Annotated in this window: 15 protein-coding genes; 13 read left to right on the top strand and 2 right to left on the bottom strand. The window is 50.2% G+C overall.

All coding sequences use genetic code 11. The features are described 5' to 3' along the window. Positions 1-4 precede the first annotated feature (4 nt). Positions 5-1,534: a SulP family inorganic anion transporter gene (locus IE117_RS13700; protein ID WP_189564997.1), complete on the bottom strand. Its 1,530-nt coding sequence runs from the start codon at positions 1,532-1,534 to the stop codon at positions 5-7. 326 nt (positions 1,535-1,860) lie between these two features. Here IE117_RS13700 and IE117_RS13695 point away from each other — a divergent pair, with 326 nt between their 5' ends. Both IE117_RS13695 and IE117_RS13690 read left to right on the top strand, forming a co-directional pair. After that, positions 1,861-2,577 carry a DUF8737 domain-containing protein gene (locus IE117_RS13695; RefSeq protein WP_189564996.1) on the top strand — a complete coding sequence of 239 codons (717 nt, stop codon included), beginning with the start codon at positions 1,861-1,863 and terminating at the stop codon, positions 2,575-2,577. Next, a complete protein-coding gene (locus tag IE117_RS13690; RefSeq protein WP_189564995.1) occupies positions 2,537-3,067 on the top strand; it encodes a DUF1572 family protein in 531 nt (176 codons plus the stop codon). Before IE117_RS13695 ends, IE117_RS13690 begins: the two co-directional genes overlap by 41 nt. On the opposite strand, the gene IE117_RS13685 is transcribed toward IE117_RS13690, so the two are convergent. Further along, positions 3,031-3,639 (bottom strand): fatty acid desaturase, encoded by a 609-nt coding sequence (locus tag IE117_RS13685; protein ID WP_189564994.1) that lies wholly within the window; start codon positions 3,637-3,639, stop codon positions 3,031-3,033. The two genes, IE117_RS13690 and IE117_RS13685, sit on opposite strands and share 37 nt — an antisense overlap. A gap of 521 nt (positions 3,640-4,160) precedes the next feature. Here IE117_RS13685 and IE117_RS13680 point away from each other — a divergent pair. From IE117_RS13680 to IE117_RS13630, 11 genes are all read left to right on the top strand, one after another. Next, a complete protein-coding gene (locus IE117_RS13680; RefSeq protein ID WP_229580850.1) occupies positions 4,161-7,232 on the top strand; it encodes a SusC/RagA family TonB-linked outer membrane protein in 3,072 nt (1,023 codons plus the stop codon). Positions 7,233-7,294: 62 nt separating this feature from the next. Further along, a complete protein-coding gene (locus IE117_RS13675) occupies positions 7,295-9,136 on the top strand; it encodes a RagB/SusD family nutrient uptake outer membrane protein (protein ID WP_189564992.1) in 1,842 nt (613 codons plus the stop codon). Positions 9,137-9,181: 45 nt separating this feature from the next. Next, positions 9,182-9,589, top strand: a complete 408-nt coding sequence (locus IE117_RS13670) for an SGBP N-terminal domain-containing protein (RefSeq protein WP_189564991.1) — start codon at positions 9,182-9,184, stop codon at positions 9,587-9,589. 15 nt (positions 9,590-9,604) lie between these two features. After that, positions 9,605-10,600 carry a DUF4466 family protein gene (locus tag IE117_RS13665; RefSeq protein WP_189564990.1) on the top strand — a complete coding sequence of 332 codons (996 nt, stop codon included), beginning with the start codon at positions 9,605-9,607 and terminating at the stop codon, positions 10,598-10,600. Between the two features lie 291 nt (positions 10,601-10,891). Beyond that, the gene (locus IE117_RS13660) at positions 10,892-12,727 is read left to right on the top strand and encodes a heparinase II/III domain-containing protein (RefSeq protein ID WP_189564989.1); all 1,836 of its coding nucleotides are present in this window, start codon (positions 10,892-10,894) and stop codon (positions 12,725-12,727) included. A gap of 160 nt (positions 12,728-12,887) precedes the next feature. Beyond that, a complete protein-coding gene (locus tag IE117_RS13655) occupies positions 12,888-13,397 on the top strand; it encodes a hypothetical protein (protein WP_189564988.1) in 510 nt (169 codons plus the stop codon). Positions 13,398-13,541: 144 nt separating this feature from the next. Further along, positions 13,542-16,559, top strand: coding sequence for a SusC/RagA family TonB-linked outer membrane protein (locus IE117_RS13650; RefSeq protein ID WP_189565385.1), 3,018 nt, complete (start codon positions 13,542-13,544; stop codon positions 16,557-16,559). 32 nt (positions 16,560-16,591) lie between these two features. Further along, positions 16,592-18,259, top strand: coding sequence for a RagB/SusD family nutrient uptake outer membrane protein (locus IE117_RS13645; RefSeq protein ID WP_189564987.1), 1,668 nt, complete (start codon positions 16,592-16,594; stop codon positions 18,257-18,259). A 236-nt stretch (positions 18,260-18,495) separates the two neighbouring features. Further along, the gene (locus IE117_RS13640) at positions 18,496-19,869 is read left to right on the top strand and encodes a 3-keto-disaccharide hydrolase (protein WP_189564986.1); all 1,374 of its coding nucleotides are present in this window, start codon (positions 18,496-18,498) and stop codon (positions 19,867-19,869) included. 124 nt (positions 19,870-19,993) lie between these two features. Further along, a complete protein-coding gene (locus tag IE117_RS13635) occupies positions 19,994-21,337 on the top strand; it encodes a Gfo/Idh/MocA family protein (RefSeq protein WP_189565384.1) in 1,344 nt (447 codons plus the stop codon). Between the two features lie 103 nt (positions 21,338-21,440). Beyond that, positions 21,441-22,475 carry a DUF6807 domain-containing protein gene (locus IE117_RS13630; protein ID WP_229580848.1) on the top strand — a complete coding sequence of 345 codons (1,035 nt, stop codon included), beginning with the start codon at positions 21,441-21,443 and terminating at the stop codon, positions 22,473-22,475. Positions 22,476-22,522: the final 47 nt, after the last annotated feature.

Genomic DNA, 22,522 nt, shown 5'->3' with positions numbered 1-22,522 from the left:
AAGGCTACACCATATCCACCGCCACCTTATAGTTCGGATCTTCAACCACATTCACATCGATCAGCGCTTCGGCGTTGGCCAGCAACCGACGGCAATCGGGGCTCAGGTGTTTCAGGTGTACTTTCTTTCCAACTTTTTGATACCGCTCCGTGATTTTGTTGAGCGCTTCGATGGCCGACATATCTACCACGCGGCTTTCCTCAAAGTCAATCACAACTTCACTGGGATCATTCAACACATCGAACTTTTCGTTGAAAGCTGCCACGGAGCCGAAAAAGAGCGGGCCGTAGATTTCATAGTGCTTTGTACCGTCTTCGTCGAATCGCTTGCGGGCCCGGATACGCTTGGCGTTGTCCCAGGCAAATACCAGGGCGGCGATAATCACCCCAACAACCACGGCCAGCGCCAGATTGTGCAGCAGTGCCGTCACCAGGGTCACCAGTACCATCACAAATACATCCGACTTCGGCATTTTGTTGAAAGTCCGCAGACTCGCCCATTCAAAAGTACCAATCGCAACCATAATCATGAGCCCGGTAAGGGCGGCCATTGGCAGGCGCTCGATCAGGCCCGAGCCAAACATGATAAATACCAATAGCATCACCGATGCCACTATGCCAGACAGGCGCGCCCGCGCGCCCGATGAGATATTGATAAGACTCTGACCAATCATGGCACAACCGCCCATACCCGAAAACATTCCGGAAAGGATATTGGCCGCGCCCTGCGCAACCGCTTCTTTGTTGCCACGACCTCGCGTTTCCGTGATTTCGTCGATAATATTCAAAGTCAGCAGGCTCTCGATCAGGCCCACGCCAGCCATAATGCCGGCGTAAGGGAAAATAATGATAAGTGTTTCAAAAGTAAATGGTACACTTGGCAAGTGAAAGGGCGGGAAACCGCCCTGAATGGACGCCATATCGCCGACGGTCTTGGTATCGATCCCGAAGTAGGTCACGATGCCGAAAATCACCAGAATTGCGGTAAGCGACGCGGGTACTACCTTGGTAAACTTGGGCATGGCCCAGATGATAAACATGGTAAGCAACACCAAGCCCAACAAAACATACAGCGTGTTGCCCGTCAGCCAGGCACCCGAGGCATCTTTGAACTGATCGAGCTGCGACATGAAAATGATAATTGCCAGCCCGTTCACAAAACCAAAAATGACGGGGTGCGGCACCAGCCGCATCAGCTTGCCAAGGCGTAGAAATCCGGCGGTGACCTGAATGATGCCTGCCAGAATCACCGTGGCAAAAACATACTCCACGCCGTGCGACTTGGCAAGGGCCACGATTATCACCGCCACCGCGCCAGTGGCGCCAGAGATCATGCCGGGCCGACCGCCAAAGATGGACGTAACCAGCCCCATCATGAAAGCCGCGTAAAGGCCCGTAAGTGGCGAAAGGCCAGCAATGAAAGCAAAGGCTACCGCTTCAGGAACCAGCGCGAGTGCCACTGTCAAGCCGGAGAGGATTTCAGTTTTGTAGTCGACCTTTTGTTTAAGATCAAATAGATTGAAGTATTTTTTCATGCAAAAAAAATATGATTCAAGTACGAAAATGGATTATTTCGCGAATTTTGAAATGTTAGATTAGTAAGATCGGAAGGCTTTTTGCGGGAAAGGAAAGGAAAAAAAGGCACTTTTTAGTATTTCCGCTTCTAAAAATAGAAATGCAAAGGTAGGATTTTTTATGAAAATCTTTCTCATTCACTTGAATCGGACTCAGACGGAATCGCAGCGGTCGATCATTATAAGCGCCGAACGAGTTTTTCTTTCATTCGCTGGCTGTGATTTCAATTTCCGATATTGTGAATGACAATCCTGCATTCAGACAAAAAGCTCAAATCAAAGAAATTATGGAAAACACAAGTACTGCGCTTGACCTGGTCTTCATTCTCATTACGCTGGTCACGGCGGGGTTTTTCTGCTTATCCAAGCCCAAACCACGCTGGATCTTTTTTGCGGTGGGTACCTGGATGCTCATCCAAATGTTGCTGGGGCTTTCCGGCTTCTACCAGACCCAAACTACCCCACCGCGCATCATGCTTCAGGCGCTGCCGCCGGTGGTCTTCATCGCGGGGTTGTTTGTTACTGCCCGGGGAAGACTGTTCGTTGACAGTTTTGATGTCGCAAAACTGACCCTATTGCACACGGTCCGGATCGCCGTCGAGATAGTCCTGTATTTTCTATTTTTGGCCAAAGCCATTCCCGAAATAATGACTTTTGAGGGAAGGAATCTTGACATCGTAGCGGGTATCACGGCTCCAGTAGTCTATTACTATGGTTTTAGGAAAACCGTCCTGCCAAGTTCTTCTTTGATGCTATGGAATTTGACCTGCCTTGGGCTTTTACTTAACATCGTGGGGCTGGCGATTCTTTCTTTTCCCACCCCTTTTCAGCAGTTGGCCTTCAATCAGCCCAATTTAGCAATCATGTACTTTCCCTACGTTTGGTTGCCGAGCGTAGTAGTTCCCATCGTTTTGTTTTCGCATTTGGTATCCATCCGGCATTTTTACAAAAAAACCAAAGCCCATGAACAGCAACTACCTCCCGGAGGTCATCCAGCGATTTGAGTATTATAAATCGTTGGGCGATAAAACTTTTGAGCAACTTTCGGATGAGCAGCTTTTCTGGAAAGCCAATGTCGAAAGCAACAGCATTGCCAACATAGTCAGGCATCTGTGGGGGAATATGCTCTCCCGCTGGACGGACTTCCTCACGACCGATGGTGAAAAGGAATGGCGCGACCGCGAAGGAGAGTTTGCTGACGCGAATGCGAACCGAGCAGAAATGCTCCGTCAATGGGATGCTGGCTGGAATTGTCTGTTCGATGCCTTACGATCTCTTACCGAGCAAGATCTGGATAAAACGATTTATATCCGCAACCAAGGCCATACGGTGACCGAAGCTATAAGCAGGCAGCTGGCACACTACGCGAGTCATGTCGGACAGATCATTTTTATTGGCAAAATGCTGCGTGGTAGTTCGTGGAAATCCTTATCCATCGGGCGGGGTGAGTCAGTAAACTACAACGCGGAGAAATTCTCACAACCAAAACAATAGGAAATCTTACCGTACAACCAAATTGGTGGCAGCAGCGCCATCGTTATCATCATGAAGTATAGGTAAGGCATTTTTGGTCCTGCTTTCAAGTTGGAAAGAGTGACTTTGCAGAAGTACGTGTAAAAGTCCTCGTTCAGTTTGGCCGTAGTGACATCCTTCTTAAGGCCGATATAACGGTGGTGGCCGAAAACATGCTCGGTTGCGAAATGGGGAATTCCCGACATCGTGAGCAGCAACACGGAAAGTACCTTTTGTAATCGGGAACGGCTATGCAGCAAGTCGTGCGCCAAAGTGACGATAAAGCAACCCGAAAGTAGTCCGGTGGTGATACCGAATCCCAGCAAATATCCCAAGGAGAATCCCTTACTGTCTACGAAAGCATTCCCCAAGGCAATAAGCCCCAACAAAACGATGGCATTCAAGCATTTGAGGTAGTAGGATGTTTTCGAGCAATAAAAGTACCGTAGTTCCTCTAAGAGTTCAGAATTCTTGAATTCCCCCCAGTATACATTCAGCAAGTTCGCTACCAGCAGGAGCGGATACAGATAATAGTAGTGTGCATACGTACACAAAAATATGTATACAAGCGTCAGAAAAGACGGAATCAACTATCGCCAGGAACGATCCATCCCTGTTGGTTGAACCCAGATTTCTTGCTTATCCAATTTTCAAATAAAAGATAAGGAAAATTCAGTGAGCAGTATTGTATTCACACGCAAAAAACTTAAAAGATTGATATTCCAATTTCCAAAAGACGTAGCGCAATAATCATAATATATTTATTGCTAAGTAACCCGATTTTGCCATATCAGTTTCATTAAAGACCATCAAGAATTTCCACATAAGTACCTTTATAATAGATATTTATGAGATAAACAAAGAGTGATAATTGTTTTTTTGAATAGTGTGTAAGGGATTGATAAGAAAAGAGCGTCGTATACCAACAGGATTCATAATGTCTAATGACAATCTGCAAACTCATTCTAAAAAATTCATGAAACACAAATTACCAATTCGAAGGAAAAACAGGTCCGCTAGCACCGGATTAAGGTTCCTTCTTCAATGCTTTCTGATGGGATGGTTAGCCATACCCATGCTCCGAGCCGAAACAAAGGCCAATCCTGCGCCTGGTCGCGAGATTGCAGCGAGGGCCCTGCCAATTTCCGGTCAGGTGACCGAAACCGACGGCACACCGATTCCTGGTGTAAGCATCCTGGAAAGCGGCACCACGAATGGCACCAACACTGACGCCGAAGGGCGTTTCACATTGAACGTCACCGGGGCCGACGCGGTACTGGTCTTCAGCGCAATCGGCTATGTGACTCAGGAAATCAAGGTAGGTGCGCTCAGCACACTTGATGTTAAAATGGCCAGCGACATAAAGGCACTCAATGAAGTGGTAGTAGTGGGATACGGCACCCAAAAACGCGCCAACGTAACGGGCGCGGTAGCCACGGTTACCATTGACGATAAGATTACCAGTCGTGCCCTTACGAATGTATCGTCAGGTTTATCGGGTCTGGTGCCTGGTCTGGCCGTAACGCAATCCACCGGTATGGCGGGCCGCAACGGCGCCGCACTGATTATCCGTGGCTTGGGAACGGTTAACAACGCCAGCCCGCTGGTGGTAGTGGACGGTATGCCCGATGTGGACATCAACCGTCTTAACATCAATGATATTGAAACCATCACGGTACTCAAAGATGCTACGTCGGCGGCGGTGTACGGATCACGGGCGGCTAACGGGGTTATTCTTATCACCACCAAAACAGGTAAAGGACAGGCCAAAGCAAGCATCAATTATTCGGGTACTTATGCATTTCAAAACCCCACCCGGGCCTATGACTTCCTGCCCGACTATGCCCGTGCGCTCACACTGCACCAGCAGTCGGCGGCGGTCAATACGCTGCGGTCCAACTATTTTTTCAGAGACGGTACCATCGATCAATGGCTGGCTTTGAGCAAAGTAGATCCGCTGGCCTATCCCAGCACCGACTGGTGGGATGTAATTCTGCGTACGGGTGCCGTACAAAACCACAACATTTCGGCTTCCGGTGGCGGCGACAAATCCAACTTCTTCATCTCAGTAGGTATGATGGATGAGAAAGGCTTGCAGGTCAACAACGACTACACGCGATACAATGCCCGCTTTAACTACGATTACAAGATCCGCGACAATATCAACGTCGGCGTACGCTTCACGGGCAACTGGTCTAACCTTACCTACGCCCTGGAAGATGGATTTACTGACGACAATTCCAGCAACACGGCGGGCTTCGACATGCAATACGCCATTGCCGGCATTGTACCCTACGATCCCGTATCAGGGTACTTTGGCGGCGTAATGGCCTACAACGAAGACCCTCAGGCTTACAATCCATACACACTGTATGTGAATAACCTGAACCGTCAGGATCGTCAGGAAGCCAATACCAATTTCTTTCTGGACTGGTCGCCGATTCCCGGGTTGACTGCCCGCATAGATTACGCGCTGAACTACTACAACCAGTTCCGCTGGAATGCCAATACGCCCAACCAGTCGTACAATTTCCAGACCAACTCCTTTGGTAGCCGGGTATATGTAGGCCCTAATGCAGGCGTAGGCAACTTCACCAATACGGGCTACAAAACCCTGTTGAACGGACGCCTTACTTACAAAAAGACGATTGCCAGAAATCATGACATCACGGCTCTTTTTGTGTACAGCGAGGAATACTGGAAGGATCGCTACCAGGCCAGTTCGCGTAACGACCGCCTGTATCCCAACCTGCACGAAATCGATGCTGCTCTTACTGATATTCAGTCTACGGGAGGTAATTCAAGTACTGAAGGCCTGCAGTCCTATATTGGACGCCTCAACTACGCTGCCTATGACAAGTACCTGCTGGAATTGAACTTCCGGTACGATGGTTCGTCACGATTCCTGGATGGCTACCAGTTTGGTTTCTTCCCTTCGGCAGCTTTGGGGTGGCGCTTTACGGAGGAGAACTTTATCAAGTCATTCACCGACCGCTTCATGTCGAGCGGAAAGCTGCGGGTATCTTACGGAGCACTGGGTAACAACAGTGGCGTAGGCCGTTACGAGCAACAGTCGACCTTGAAAGCTAGTAATTATTTTATTGGTAACGGGATCGTGAAAGGTTTTGTAAACCAGAAATTGGTAAATAAAAACCTTTCTTGGGAAACTACGACCGTCTTCAATACGGGTCTGGACCTGGGTTTTCTCAACAACCGTCTGACGGCCGAACTCGACTACTACGACCGTCTCACTACGGGTATGAACCGCCCCTCTGAGATGTCTATCCTGCTTACAGGTGCATATGACGCGCCGCGCAAAAACATCGGCAACCTGCGCAACCGTGGCGTGGAGGCTAATATTACCTGGCGCAGTAGCTTCCGTGACTTGGATTACAGTGTCAACTTGAACGCTTCTCATAATGCTACAGTATTGGAAGAATGGAATGAATTCTTGAGTAGGACATCTCAAAATGACAATAATCAGGTATTTCTAAATATGCCCTACGGCTTTGTGTACTCATACCAAGATTTAGGTATCGCCCAAACCTGGCAAGATGTATTCAACGCCACGCCACAGGGAGCCTCGCCTGGAGACATCCTTCGTAAAGACATTAATGGCGATGGCCGTATCGACAACAACGATAAAACTGCTGATCCCCATGTCCAACGTGATCGCCCAACTACATACTTTGGCATGAATGGTAGCGTGTCCTGGAAAGGCTTCGATCTGACGGTATTAATGCAAGGAGCAACGGGCCGTAAGGATTACTGGCTCAATATCTACAATAACGTAAACTTTGGCAATCAGCGCTACGCCTCTACCTACGCACACCTGACCGAGCCCTGGTCGGTAGAAAATCGTGACGGCTCATGGCCTCGACTGGGAGGCAATGCCAACCGCGAGGAAACTACCTTCTGGCTCGATGATCTGAGCTACCTGCGCCTCAAGAATGTTCAGTTTGGCTACAATGTACCCAAGGCCTGGGTCAACAAAGCACGCCTGAGCAATGTCCGCTTATTTGTTTCTTCGGAGAACCTAGCCACCATTACCAAATTCCGGGGGCTCGATCCTGAGAAAGCAGGTAACAGGAGCGATGCTTATCCGCTCAACAAATCGTACTCGTTCGGTATTAACGTCGGTCTTTGAGAAGACTAACACTGTGCACCGATGCGGTCAAAAACAAAAAATTAAACATGATTACGCTAAACATGAAAAGAACACTCTCAAAATTACTATTCCTGACGGTTTGCACCGGCATGGTCTTCGTGACTGCCTCGTGTAAGGACGACCTGCTCGATCAGGAACCCACCACGGAACTGGCGGCCAACGCCTTCTGGAGAACGGAAGATGACGCTTTGATCGGCCTGTATGGAGCGTATGCCGATGTGCGGCCTCTCTTCGACCGCGATTACTATTTTTCCGGTCACGGGGAGTACACCCGGGTGCGGGGTACCAGTGCTACCAACGGTAACCTCCAGCGGGGAGATGCCTATCAGGGAGCCAACTACAATCCTTCGGGTTATGGAGCTGGATTCGATAAGTACTATCGATACCTGTACGGTGGGGTCAACCGTACCAATTACGTGATCGAGAACGTCAACCGTCTGCTCGCTACGGCCAACCCGTCGTCCGTTCCTGGCCTGGAAGCAATCGTGGGTGAAGCCCGACTACTACGGGGCATGGTGTATTTCCGCCTGATTTCCATGTGGGGTGACGTACCCTATTTCAGCCGAATTATCAACGATAATTCTGAAGTATCAAGCATCGCCCGTACTCCCATGGCTCAGGTAAAGGACTCCATCATGGCTGATTTTACCTACGCGTTCGAAAAACTACCCGTCAAAGGAGCCACTGTAGGTCGTGCCGGAAAGCCAGCAGCCCTCGCCTTCCGGGGTAAGTTGCAATTGTACTGGGCAAGCTGGAACAAGAACGGCTGGCCTGAACTCACCACGTTCACACCCAACGCTTCCGAAGCCAACACAGCCTACGCAGCTGCCGCTGCAGATTTCAAGAAAGTAGTTGACGATTATGGCCTGACGTTGTTCCGCGGTGGGGAACCCGGTCCCATCGATGACCTAGGTGAAGCCGAACAGCTTCCTAACTACTACTATTTGTTTACGCCTATTGCCAATGGCGATGCCGAAATGATTATGACCTTCACGCATGGAGGTACGGGGACTAACCAGGGTGAAGAGCTTATGCGCGATTTCTCAGGCCGCTCGCACGAGGGGTCGCAGTGCTGGGTAGCGCCGCGCTACGAACTTGCCGACCGCTACCAGCTGGTGGCTACGGGTGATTTTGCTCCGCCGCTCATCCCCATGAACCCAACTACGGCCGGAGCCCGAACAGCAAAGAATTCGGCAGTAAATCCACAAAGTTACGTTGGCCGTGATTACCGTATGAAAGCTTCCATCATGTGGGACTACGAAGTAAGCGTCGGGCTGAACTCTCTGAAACCAACCGGTTGGGTACCTTTCATTTACAGAACTTACAATCAGCCTATCGTCATCAATGGCGAAAGATTGACGACCTACAATACCGATGGCACCAATTCGGGCTATGTCTTCCGTAAGTTCCTGCGTAATTACGCCGGTCAGGGTCGTAGCGACGGCGACTATGATTTTCCGGTGATGCGTCTGGCCGATGTATACCTGATGTACGCCGAAGCCACCAATGAAATCAACGGGCCACAGGCTGATGCCATCGCGCTGGTGAACAAGATTCGCCACCGGGGCAACCTGCCCGTTCTAACCGCGGCCAAAACCGCTAACAAGAGTGCTTTCTTCACTGCTATTGAGCAGGAGCGAATTATTGAACTTGTAGCCGAAGGCCACCGGGGCTTCGACCTGCGCCGCTGGCGGGCGATCGAGCGGGTGTGGGGGGCTCCGTATACCGACGGTGTATGGCGTATTGATACGCACGGCGCCAATCAGCAACGCTATTTCCAGAACACCAGTGAACGTACGTATGAGCAGGCGTACATTTTCAGAATTCCTCCCGGAGAACGCGATCGGAACCCGAATCTGACCCAGAACACACCCTGGCTGTGATTACTTTCCGGTATTGAACCTTATTTTATCTCAATGCATAATAATATGAAACGATATATCAAATTATTTTCCATCCCGCTGCTATACGCTGTGATGCTGGTCAGTTGCAAGCAGGATTTTCCGATCGACGAAGATGGCTTGTTAATTACGACCCGTGCAGAGTGCTACGTCAGTAATTTTGAATTGCTGGGGTCCGATTTTCAGACCGTGCGTACTAAAAACCCGGTGATCGATACCACGGCCCAAACCATTGCGGTGGAAGTTTTTTTCGGAACCGACCTCAAAAATTTGTACCCTCAGTTCTCGCTGGTGACCGATGCCAAGCTAGATCCCAAGATCACTGGTCCTGTGGATTTTTCTGATCTGGTTACGCCTAAAACTTATACCGTAATCTCCGGGAATCGCAAAGTCAGGAAACCCTATACTGTGACAATCACTGTTCAACAACCGTAATCAATCCCATCAACTATGCAACACCGCAGCTATTTAACCTATACGCTCGTCGTGCTGTCCCTCCTGGCGGGGTTGACGGCCTGCGATCCAAGTGATCACCCGACTGTGACACCTTTGAAAAAGGTAGGATTTCAGAACGACGTGATCAAACGTACCCTGGGCCCCAACGTAGTGGGTCTAGAGATGGAGTTTGCCTTTGCCATGGCCTTGCCCGCTACTGAAGGCAAACTCACCTCCGCCCAGGTCGAGGCTTCCATCGGTGGCGCTTCGGGTACTTACCTTGAACACCGTTCCTACTATACCAATGGCAGCGGAAACGATATTGGGGTGGTAGTGGGTAGTCCGTCGTCCAGTGAAGGCAAGATTACCAAGGTCAACTTCACTGCTGACACTTCGGCGGCCACCCTTCGGTACTATTACAAAATTCCCGAAGGCGCAAGAGGCCAATCCGTTTCGTTCACGTTTACTTCCACCAGCAGCACGGGTGAAGTGGTCACCTACAATATGGGTCCTTACCAGATTGCCAAAATGGATATAGTGCTGGACCTGGACGTGAAAGATGGTGGTGCACAGTACATTTCCATTGCGGATATGAAGGTGTACACTGCTGCAGAAGCAGCCCAAATGCCCAACAAGATTGATCTGGTGTACCTCTATCGTTCCATTCCCAACATCACGTTCAATCATGCTTTGGTATCGCCGGCAACAGATGCCCAGTACCGTCCCGGCCTGACTCTGCCCGCCGGACTTACCAATAGCACGAAGGTCAGGAAAGAATGGGGGCTCCGGGATTTTCATCTGGCCCGTCTTCAGTACGGCATCTACATCGACGATTTGGATTTCGAAAAGCTTACCATTTCTACGGCGCCGAACTACGCAATTAACCTTCGGGCCGAATCAGGCGCCTGGGTTGAGACCGCCGACGGTAAGTACCGGGCTTACATCTATATGAATTCGGTAAACAATACAGCCAAGAGCGCCAAGATCAGTATGAAGCGCTATACTCTATAGGTAGTAGGAGATTAGGTTTCCCTAGAAAAGAGCACCCTGCGGTAATTAGCAGGGTGCTCTTTTTATTTAATGAGGTAAGTAATGAAGCGGAGTTTGAGAGAAAAATGAATTTATTTCAAATAAATATTCTATGAACAAAGTATAATAAACTCATCCCGGTCTTTTGCCGGTAAAGTGTGTCAAATACACACTTAAAAGACTGCCACGCACACTCTTGTTATGAGAAGCCTACTTTTATTTGTCTTAGCTTTCGTTACTCTCAACGCATGCGGTCAGCAGAACGCTAGCCCTTTGCCTGATAACGAGACCTTTACAGGCAAACTGACTAAACTCAAACGTCCGCATCCGCGGCTGTTGCTGCTAAAAGGCGACGAGCAATTTTTAGTTCAGAAAATCCAAAGCGACAAATCTCTTAAAAATATCCACGACGCAATTCTGGCTGAGGGCAACCGGCTTATCAATCAACCACCCGTGGAGCGAATTCAAATCGGGCGTCGGTTGCTTGACAAATCGAGGGAAGCGTTGCGGCGTATTTTTCAGTTGTCCTATGCCTACCGCACCACCGGAGAAAAAAAGTACCTGCAGCGCGCCGAGAAGGAAATGCTGGCCGTAGCCAATTTCTCCAACTGGAACCCAAGCCACTTTCTGGATGTGGCCGAAATGACGATGGCCGTCGCCATAGGCTACGATTGGCTGTATGATGACCTATCCGAAGGGAGCCGACAGAAAATACGGGAAGCCATTCTGAAAAAGGGTATCGAACCCTCTTACAAAAAGGAGTACAACTGGTTTCTAACCGCCGAACACAACTGGAATCAGGTGTGCAACGCCGGAATGACTTTCGGCGCATTGGCCATCGCCGAACATGAGCCGGAGCTGGCTGAGCGTACTATCGAGCGTGCCCTGGAAAGCATCCCCAAGTCAATGGAACCTTACGGGCCCGATGGTGCCTACCCCGAAGGTTTTGGTTACTGGGAGTATGGAACAAGCTTCAACGTGCTATTTTTGAGCGCGTTGGAAAGAGCACTGGGTACCGACTTTGGCCTCGCTCAAACACCGGGCTTCTTGAAAACGGCTGGCTTCGAGCAGAACATCGTCGGCCCGCTGGGCATCGTTCATAACTGGGGCGATAGCGGCGACAGGAATGGCGTAAGTCCGGCCCTGTTCTGGTTTGCCAACAAAAACAACGATCCTTCTCTACTATATATGCAGAAGAAGGTCATCCAAGAGCAGCCGGGGCGCGACCTGGTGAAAGACCGTACCCTGCCGGCCCTGCTGCTCTGGGGGGCCGGCATGAACTTGTCCGACATCCCGCCACCAAAGGAAAACTTCTGGATGGGCCAAGGCCCGAGTCCGGTAGCCATGATGCGCAGTTCATGGACCGACCCCAACGCATTTTTTGTGGGCTTCAAGGCAGGGTCGGCTTCCGTCAACCACGCTCACATGGACGCAGGCTCTTTTGTACTGGATGCCCTGGGTGAACGCTGGGCGATGGACTTCGGGCCGCAGAACTACAATTCCCTGGAAGAGCGGGGCATTAAACTCTTTGGCCGTGAACAAGACGCCGAACGTTGGGATATTTTCAGATACAATAACCTGGTTCACAATACGCTGACGATCGATGGCCAGTATCAGCGTGTCAAGGGATACGCTAAAATAGATGCCTTTTCCAGCGATCCCCGGGACATGGCAATCGTCTCCGATCTATCAACAATATATGATGGTCAGGCTAGCGCCGTAAAGAGGGGCATTGCACTGCGGGATTCCAGGCAGGTGATCGTAAGGGATGAAGTGAAAGCGCCAGATAAGGACATTACCCTTCGTTGGACATTGCTCACGCCCGCGCAGGTCCTTATTCAGGACGGTAGTACGGTGGTACTTTCACAAAAAGGAAAAACGATGTACCTGACCTTTAACGCATCGACTCCACTCAAAATTAAAACATGGTCAACCGAACCGACTCATGACTATGATGCCCCTAACCCCGGCACAACGATGGTAGGCTTCGAAGCCACCCTACGCGCAGGTTCGCCCCATTCTTTTGACGCTACTTTTTCGGCCGATAAAAATACCAATACTTCGTCAGCAGGGCCAATTTCCGGCTGGAAGGTAAAAAGTACCAAGTAGATGCCACTATCTGTTTTCTTTATTTAACAATTCCCCGAAATATTTGCATGAAATTAAATCCCTAATCGTGTAAGGGTCGTTAACTGGTTTGCTCGTCCGCTGAATATGTCATCGGATTATCCAGATTAGGTACAACTTCCCTGATCCCCTGAATTGACCGATGAAGCCCTACTCGGAATATAGCGCTGAAGAGTTAGCGATGGAACGCCTGTTCATTCGGTGGGTACGCCATCCTGACGACCCGCACGTATCCAAGTTTTGGGTCAACTGGGTTCAGGAAAACCCCCAGCAAACTGAAACAGTAGAGTCGGCAAAAATGCTGGTAGATACGGTTTCGGACTGGGAAGAAACGGAAATGTCCAGCGAAGAGAGAACATCGCTATGGGAGCTGATCCGACAATCCATTGGAAGTATACCCTCGCTGGTTGAGTCAGGACGTCAAGGTGTTGCGCCTGTTGAGAACTGGTCTTTTTTGAAATGGAGCATCGGAATTGTGACTACGGTAATTTTACTCTTTTTGTTTATCAGAGAAACACCCCTGTACACCAATAATGCTGAAAGTCAAAATACAAAAGCATCTCCGATTGATGTAATCAGTCCTGCGCAAGCAGACACTTCCCGCTCTTACTCTTATCCCGACAGCACCAAAAATAAGATTGGGATAAAATAAATAGTATTTAATTTAGTTTTAGTTTAAATAAGTATAGTACCTTTTAATTTTTTCCAAACTCAATTCAATTTAAAACCAATGAGAAAATTCTTTACCGAGAAGTCACCGGAGGCATCAGGCGGCCAAAGGCTGCGGACCTCCCAAATGCTGTCCTTCTTGCTCCTTTGGGCAATAGGGATCTTGCCCATGCACACACTCTTAGCCCAGGATCGCGCTATCACGGGCACCGTCACTTCCACCGAAGACAACACGGGCGTGCCCGGAGTAACGGTGGTGTTAAAAAACTCCAACGCTGGTACTACTACCGACGCCGATGGCAACTATCGCATCAATGCAACGGGTGCCAATCCCACGTTGGTTTTTTCAGCCGTTGGTTTCGCTACTCAGGAGATTGCGGTAGGCAATCGTAGTGTAGTCGATGTCAAGCTGGGGGTTGACCTGAAAACCCTGAACGAAGTGGTCGTTACGGGTTACGGTACCCAAAAGAAAAGCCAGGTCACTGGTGCTATTTCGTCGGTGAGTGCGAAGGCGATCGGCGAACTACCCGTTACCAACGCCCAACAAGCCCTGCAAGGTCGTGCGGCTGGTGTGGACGTAAACATGGCGGGAAGTAAGCCTGGCGCAACACCCCAGATTCGTATCCGGGGACGGCGCTCGTTCAACGCTTCTAACGATCCACTGTTTGTGGTAGACGGAATTCCACTTTCGGGCGGCATCGAGGATATCAACCCGAACGACATTGCCTCGATGGAAATCCTGAAAGATGCCTCCTCGACCGCAATTTACGGTTCACGTGGCTCCAATGGGGTTGTGATTATCACCACGAAGCGTGGAACACCGGGTAAAACTACGGTAAGCGTCGATGCTTACAGCGGTATCAACAAGTCGCTGGGACGGATTGATGTCTTCAATGGTCCGGAGTTCGCCGAGTACAAGCGGGAGTCGCGCCGGGCGGGCGGTCACTATCCAGCAGGTCCGGCTACGGACGCCGCTGATGCTGTTATCTTTGAACCCGTAGAATTGGAATCAATCAAACTGGGCCGCAGCACCGACTATCCTGATGCCCTGCTTCGTACGGGTTCCATCAATAACTACCAGGTAGGTGTATCAGGTGGTACTGAAAAAACAGTGTTCAATATATCGGGCAACTACTTTAAGGATAAGGGTGTAGTCAAAAACCAGGATCTGACCCGCTATACGTTCCGTGTTAACCTGGACCACAAAATCAACGATAAGCTTCGCCTAGGTATCTCCTCATTGACCAGTCACTATGTGCGTAACGGCGAAAACTTCAATCCGCTGGGAGGAGCCTTGGCCGAAAACCCACTAGGTAAGCCTTACGACGATGAGGGCAACCTGATCTTCCTGCCTACTCAGGACGGACTCAGAACCAATCCATTGGCCGAGATCGTGCCGGGTGCAATCATAGATGAGCGGAAAAACTACCGTATTTTTAATAGCATTTATGCAGAATGGGATATCATCGACGGACTAAAATACCGGGTTAATTTCGGACCTGACTTTAAGATCGACCGGTACGGACGTTATTTTGGCAGCCAGACCAACGCCCGGCGCGGTGCTCCAGCCTCAGGTAGTGTAGGCAACCAGTTTACGTTCAACTACACGATCGAAAACCTTCTGAACTACAACAAACAATTCAACGAGGTCCACAATCTGGGCGTTACGTTGCTGCAGTCATACCAGAAGGATAATTATGAAAACTCGTTCATTAACGTAACAGGTATTCCGGCTGCAACTCAGCAGTTCTACAACCTGGGTGATGCCAGCCAGGTTAATGGTGTGGATACCCGGATTAGTCAGTGGACGCTGCTTTCTTATATGGCCAGGGTCAACTACGACTTTAATGATAAGTACCTGCTGACTGCTACAATCCGGGCTGACGGCTCGTCTCGTTTTGGTGCAAACAACAAGTTTGGATACTTCCCCTCGGTGGCCGTAGGTTGGAACATTTCCAACGAGAACTTCATGCAGGACGTTCGTTGGATGGATCAGCTTAAGCTCCGTCTTAGCTATGGCGCAGTAGGTAACACGGCTATCAACCCGTACCAGACTCAGGCAAGTTTGAGCCGTTCTTCTTACGCCTGGGAAAATAACGCCGCTTTCGGCTATCGTCCCGGTTCGATCGGCAACCCCGACCTGAGATGGGAAACCTCAGCTACCGCCAATGCAGGACTTGATTTTAGCTTCTTCAGTGGTCGCGTATCGGGTGCGGTTGAGTACTACATTACTAATACGACAGATCTTTTGGCTCCCCAGCCGCTACCTAACTCGACGGGCTTTGGAGGCTTTACCACCAACATCGGTCATACCCGTAACAAGGGTATCGAATTGACTCTTTCAACGGTGAATGTAGACAAAGGTGGCTTCCGCTGGAATACGGATCTGACCTTCGGACGAAACAAGGAGGAGATTGTAGAACTGGCCAATGGCAAAGTAGATGACGTTGCCGCCGGACGCTTCATCGGACAGCCACTTTCGGTGGTGTATGATTTGAAAAAAATCGGTATCTGGCAAACTGACGAGGCCGAACTTGCTAAGTCGTACGGCTACAATCCCGGTGAAATCAAAATCGAGGACCTCAATAACGATGGCGTAATCAATGCCGCTGACCGTCAGATTCTGGGCTCAGCTATCCCTGATTTTGTGGCGGGATTGACTAACCGTTTCGAGTACAAAGGCTTCGACCTGTCATTCTTCCTGTATGCCAGAGCGGGTCAATTCATTGTTAGTGGTTTCCACCAGGGTAACAACGCTTTGGCCGGTCGCTACAACAACCTGGACATTGACTACTGGACTCCCAATAATCCTACGAACGAGTTTCCTCGTCCGAACGAGAACCAGGAATCACCACGTAATAGCTCCACGCTGCAGTATTTCGACGGTTCATTCCTGAAAGTGCGGAACATCAACTTTGGCTACAACGTGCCGGGTAACTGGGCTTCCAAATTGGGCATGACCAGCCTGCGCCTGTATACCAGCATTCAGCAGCCGTTCATCTTCTCGGAGTACCGTACCAAGTACAAAGGAATCGATCCCGAAGTAGAGTTGGATAATGGCCCCAGCAACCAAAACCGCTCGATTGGTTCTGACCTTTCTCCCGCAACGTCGGTCATCACGTTCGGTATCAATGCCAAGTTTTAATCAGATCGTAAGAAATTAAAAAAGATAGAAAAATGAAGTTTCAAGCAAAATTTCTAAAAATTGGTGCCGTGTGCGCTGCCCTGGTATTCGGGCAGTCCTGTAGCACCGACGTACTGGATGAGGAAGTGATTTCGGGAATTGGCAGCAACTACCTTAATACAGCTGCCGGTTTCAACGACGGAGTAAACTCCGTGTACTCAACCTTACGGGATTGGTACGGAACCGAGCGTGGTAACAACTTTACCATTTTTGGAACCGACATCTTCACGAATGGTGCGGATGGTAGCCACAAGTTCATCAACACCTACGATGGAGCCTTCGACTCCCGCTCGGCGCATCCACGCGAAGTGTGGGATGCCATGTATAACGGAATCAATGTCGCCAACGCAGTTATTGAACGTGCCCCTGAGGTGACAGGCGTCCCCGAGGCTACCAAGAAGCAACGTGTGGCCGAAGTAAAAGCACTTCGCGCGCATTATTATTTCATTCTGACTCGGCTGTATGGTGGTGTGGATTTGCGCCTGACTGAGACAGTAGCTCCCACGAAAGTGGCTACCCGGGCTACTGTTCCCCAGATGTACACGGCCATAATCAAAGACCTGACTGAAGCCCTGCCCGATCTTGAAAACAAAGGTCAGGCAGCAGAATACGGAAGAGTAACCAAGGCAGTTGCCGAAATGATGCTGGCCGAAGTCTATCTGACCAAAGCTACCTCGGCCGCCAAAGCGGGAGACGATTACGCCAAGGCGGCTACTTACGCCAAAAACGTAATCAACAATTACAGCTTCCGGCTTCTGCCAAACTTCGCCGATGTGTATCGGCAGGGGAACGAGAAGAACGATGAAATCATATTCGCGACGCAATACACAGGTAGCCCGCTTACCAATGGTGGCGGTAACAACTCCCACGTATTCTTCCTGATGGAGTATGATGTTCTTCCAGGGATGCAGCGCGATACCGAAAATGGACGTCCTTTCAAGCGGTACCGTCCTACTGACTACACGCTGAACAAGATTTTTGCCCCGGCCAACCGCACTGTCGACAGCCGCTACTACAAGACTTTCAAAGATGTGTACTACTCAAACAAGCCTGGTACGTATAACACAACTTTCGATAAGTCGAAAGCAACTGTGACATTCGCTCTCGGCGATACGGCAATCTACGATCCCGGTTACGAAATGCCCGTTGCCGAGCGTGCAAAGAAAAAGTACCAGGTTTTGGTGCCCAGTGCCTACTCGGAGCGGGTTTTCCCCGCTTTGCGCAAGCACCTCGATGGTGCCCGTAACGACCGTACTCAGTTTGAAGGAACACGCGACTACTTCAACTACCGCCTGGCCGAAGCTTACCTGATTCTGAGTGAAGCTCTGTTGAATTCGGGTGACAAGGCTGGCGCCGTCGCTGCCATCAATGCAGTACGCCGCCGCGCCGCCTGGCCTGGTAAAGAAAAGGAAATGGAAGTGACCGAGGCCGGAATGACCATGGAACTGATCTACGAGGAAAGAGCCCGCGAGCTATACGGTGAAATGCAGCGTTGGTTCGACCTGAAGCGTTGGGGTATACTAATTGAGCGCGTAAAATTACACAACCCACAGGCCGCTCCCAACATTACTGAGAGACACCTGTTACGCCCGATTCCTCAAAACCAGCTGGACCGGGTAGAAGGCGGAGAAGCCAGCTTCCCACAAAATCCTGGCTATTAATAGTCGCGCCGGATGAGCGGATGAACGTCTTCTCACAATTCATTGCATGGAAAAGCCTCCGATTTCGGAGGCTTTTCCTGTATTGAAATAGTAAAAAAACTTTCACCTGTCCTTTTGTAAGGGTAAAGCAAACATAACGTCGTTTTTGTAGGAAGGGGAATATCTCCTGAAAGCAAACGTTGAATACTGGGCTCGGAAAAATGCCGAGCAAAACTCATTGAACAAATAACCCAAGAATGAAAAAAACATTATTAGCACTTACAGTCTTGGTCACAAGCTGTTTCATGCAACCTGCAGCCGCCCAAACAGCTTCCAAAGATGGCTGGAAAAGCCTCTTTAATGGCAAGGACCTCAGCGGGTTCAAACAACTGAATGGCAAGGCCAAATATGAGGTAAAAGACGGGGCTATCGTCGGCACCTCGACAATGAACACCCCCAACTCTTTCCTGACCACGGAGCAAGATTACGGCGACTTCATCATGGAACTGGAAGTAATGGTGGACGACAAGCTGAACTCCGGTATTCAGATTCGCAGCGAGTCGACGCCCGACTACATGAACGGTCGCGTTCACGGCTACCAGGTAGAGATCGACCCCAGTTCACGCGGCTGGGCGGCAGGCATTTACGACGAAGCCCGGCGCGGTTGGCTTTATCCGGTGGATCTGAATCCTAAGGCGAAAACGGCTTTTAAGAATAATCAATGGAATAAGTACCGGATCGAAGCTGTCGGGAACCACATTCAGACATTCCTGAATGGCGTTCCGGTAGCCCACCTCATTGACGACATGACTCCCAAAGGTTTCATTTGTCTTCAGGTTCATGCCATCAATAAGCCCGAGCAGAATGGTACACAGGTAAAGTGGAAGAATATCCGCATCAAGACAGATAATCTGAAACTCAGCCCCTGGCCTACTGATGTGCGGGTTGTGAATATGGTTCCTAATACTTTGTCGCCCGAGGAAAAGGCTCAGGGCTTCAAAATGCTCTTTGACGGCAAGTCGGCCGACCAGTGGCGGGCCTACGGTGGTACCGATTTTCCGCAGAAGCGCTGGTCTGCCGGCGACGGCACCATCAGCGTCGCCAAATCCGATGGTTCCGAGACAGGCAACGACCTCGTATCCCGCGAGAAATATGGCCCTGGTTTCGAGTTTGACTTCGAGTTCAAGCTTACCGAAGGTGCCAATAGCGGTGTGAAGTACTTCGTAAACGAAAACCTGGACTCCAAAGGCAAATCGGGCCTGGGTCTGGAATATCAGGTACTTGACGATGCCAAGCACCCCGATGCTAAAATGGGGGTAGTTGGCAACCGGACGCTGGCCTCACTTTACGACCTGATCCCGGCGGAAAAGCCCGGCAACTCGGTCAAGAAGATTGGGGAATGGAATCGGGGACGGCTCGTTGTCCATCCCGACGGCAAGGTCCAGCATTTCCTGAACGGACAACTGGTATTGGAATATCAGCGCGGCGGCCCGATCTACCGCGCTCTGGTAGCTCGCTCGAAATACAGCAAATACGAAGATTTTGGTCTGGCCGAAAAAGGAAATCTTCTTCTTCAGGACCATGGCGACAATGTAATGTACCGGAGTTTGAAAGTAAAGGAGATCAAATAAATGGCAAAGTACCTGCGTAATTGAAATGTGTATCAAGTACCCGTGTAAGCAAAGCCATTCGTTAGTTTCCACCCAGGTACTTTCCGAATCAAAAAATCAAAGCATAAATAAATCAACAACCATGATGGATAACAGAAGAGACTTTCTAAAAAAAACAGCGTTGGCCACAGCGGGAGTAGCTGCCGTGGGGTCAAATGCATTCAGTGCCAAGAGTTATAACAAGATCGTCGGCGCGAACGACCGGGTTCGGGTAGGCATCATCGGTTTTTCGAACCGCTTTCGGTCTTCGCTGGCGCCCAGCTTTGCGGATCACTCCAAGAATATGAACTTTGAGTTCATGGGCGTATCCGACATCTGGAACCGGCGCCGCGACGAGGCAGCAGCCTACTTCAAGGGTAAAGATTCGGCAGCCAGTGATTTTATCAAATGCCGCAACAACGACGAACTACTGGACCGGAAGGATGTGGATGCCGTCATCATCAGCACCGCCGACTTCCAGCACGCCCTTCATTCGGTGGCGGCCATCAAGTCAGGTCGCGACGTGTACATGGAGAAGCCCTTTGCGGAATCATTGGAAGATGCCAAACTGTGTTTGAAAACCGCCGAGGCTTCCAAGCAGATTGTGCAGGTTGGTTCGCAGCGGCGTTCGGCCCCCAACTACCATGCAGCCAACAAATTTATCAATTCCGGTGAGTTCGGACCAATTTCTATGGTTGAGATGACCTGGAACGTCAATCAACCCGGGCGCTGGCGTCTGCCTGAATTGACGAAGGAAATCCGCAAAGAGGATACCGACTGGGATCGCTTCCTGATGAACCGCCCCAAGGTAGCCTGGAATCCGCGCTTCTATCTTGAGTACCGTCTTTTCTACCCTTACTCTTCCGGTATTCCCGGTCAGTGGATGTCGCACCAGATCGACACTGTGCACTGGTTCTCAGGACTCGATGCCCCGCGCTCAGTTTCGGCCAACGGCGGTGTGTACGTTTGGAAAGATGGTCGGGTGAATGCCGACACTTTCTCGGCGGTATTTGAGTATGGTCCTTTTGATGACCCCAGCAAGGCCTTCCAGGTGATTTACTCTTCACGGATGCACCAGGCGGCGGGCGATGTAAAGGAATACTACTACTCCAATGCGGGTATGATCAACCTCGACACCAACGAGATCACCCCCGAGGGCGGCCTGCAGGCTGGCCCAGCCAAAGCGATGGGTATGAAGCCCAACCTGTTGCCCACCAAGAAACTCGGCGAAGTAGCCAAGATGGAAACGGGGGCGAATACGGGCGCCGATCCGATGACCTCGCTGCATATGCTCAACTGGATGGAATGCGTGCGCAGCCGCAAACAGCCCAATGCTCCGGCGCGTGCCGGCTTCAACCACGCCGTAGCCAACATCATGGCTACGCGGGCTCTGCACACAGGTAAGCGCGTGACCTGGGATGAGAAGAAGAGCGATATTGTCGTAAGCTAGACAGGTCTTTAATTTTATAAATGGTTTAATCGTTTAATTGTGCCTCTGTTTAGTGATTTCTCACAAATCATTTGAATAGAGGCACATCGCTTTTTTTAGATATATGAAAAAGAATCTTTTGATGGCTGGCGCTTTGTTGGCAACATCCGTACATATCGCGAATGCTCAGCGGGTGGAATTGATGAATAATGGTGCGGAGCGCAAAGTGGAAGTGAGCGTGGATGGAGAACCTTTCACCTCCTACATTTATCCAGGTACCGATGTGCTGAGGAAAGCTGTTCTGTATCCGGTGCGGACAGCACAGGGAACGGTTGTCACCCGCGGATGGCCGATGGACCCCCGCCCGGGCGAGCGGGTGGATCATCCACACCATGTGGGCGTGTGGTTCAATCACGGTGATGTCAATGGCTACGATTTCTGGAATAGCTCCAATGCGGTGGATCGCACGAAGCATAAGTACGGCGACATTGTTCACACGGGCATAACCAACCTGAAAAGTGGCAAGGGAAAGGGCGAACTGAACGTCACTGCCGACTGGGTAAGCCAGGATGGAGACACTTTCCTGAAAGAAAAAACAACCTACATTTTTCGGGCAACCGGCGACGAGCGGATTATCGATCGTATCACGACGCTTACCGCTCAGGAGGACGTAACCTTTAATGATTCAAAGGAAGGAATGTTCGGGATGAGATTGGCCAGGCAACTGGAACTCCCTTCTAAAAAAGCCGAGGTGTTCACCGACGCCAACGGCGTGGCTACCAAGGTAGCTACACTCAATAATGACGGTGTTACGGGTAATTACCGCAACAAGGAAGGCGTCGAGGGTGACGATGTATGGGGAAAGCGCTCGGCCTGGAATGACCTGAGTGGTAAAATCGGAAATGAGGACATCAGTGTCGTTATCTTCGATCATCCCCAGAACGTGGGCTATCCCGCTTATTGGCACGCACGTGGCTATGGCCTTTTCGCAGTAAACCCAATGGGTGACAAAGAATATTCCGAAGGCAAAGAGACCCGAAATCACAAACTGTCCAAGGGACAGTCTATGACGCTCCGGTATCGTCTTGTCGTCGCCTCGCATCATCTCACCGAACCAGAGAAGAACAAGCTGGCGGGAGAGTTTAGTAAAGTAAAATAGCCCTTGATCTTCTTGGATTAACGGGTAAAGGTTAAACGGCGTTTTTC

It is taken from the genome of Persicitalea jodogahamensis, assembly GCF_014651615.1.
Classification (GTDB): Bacteria; Bacteroidota; Bacteroidia; order Cytophagales; family Spirosomataceae; genus Persicitalea; species Persicitalea jodogahamensis.
Note: the sequence above shows the minus strand (reverse complement) of the source record. Positions and strands in the feature narration are given on the sequence as shown.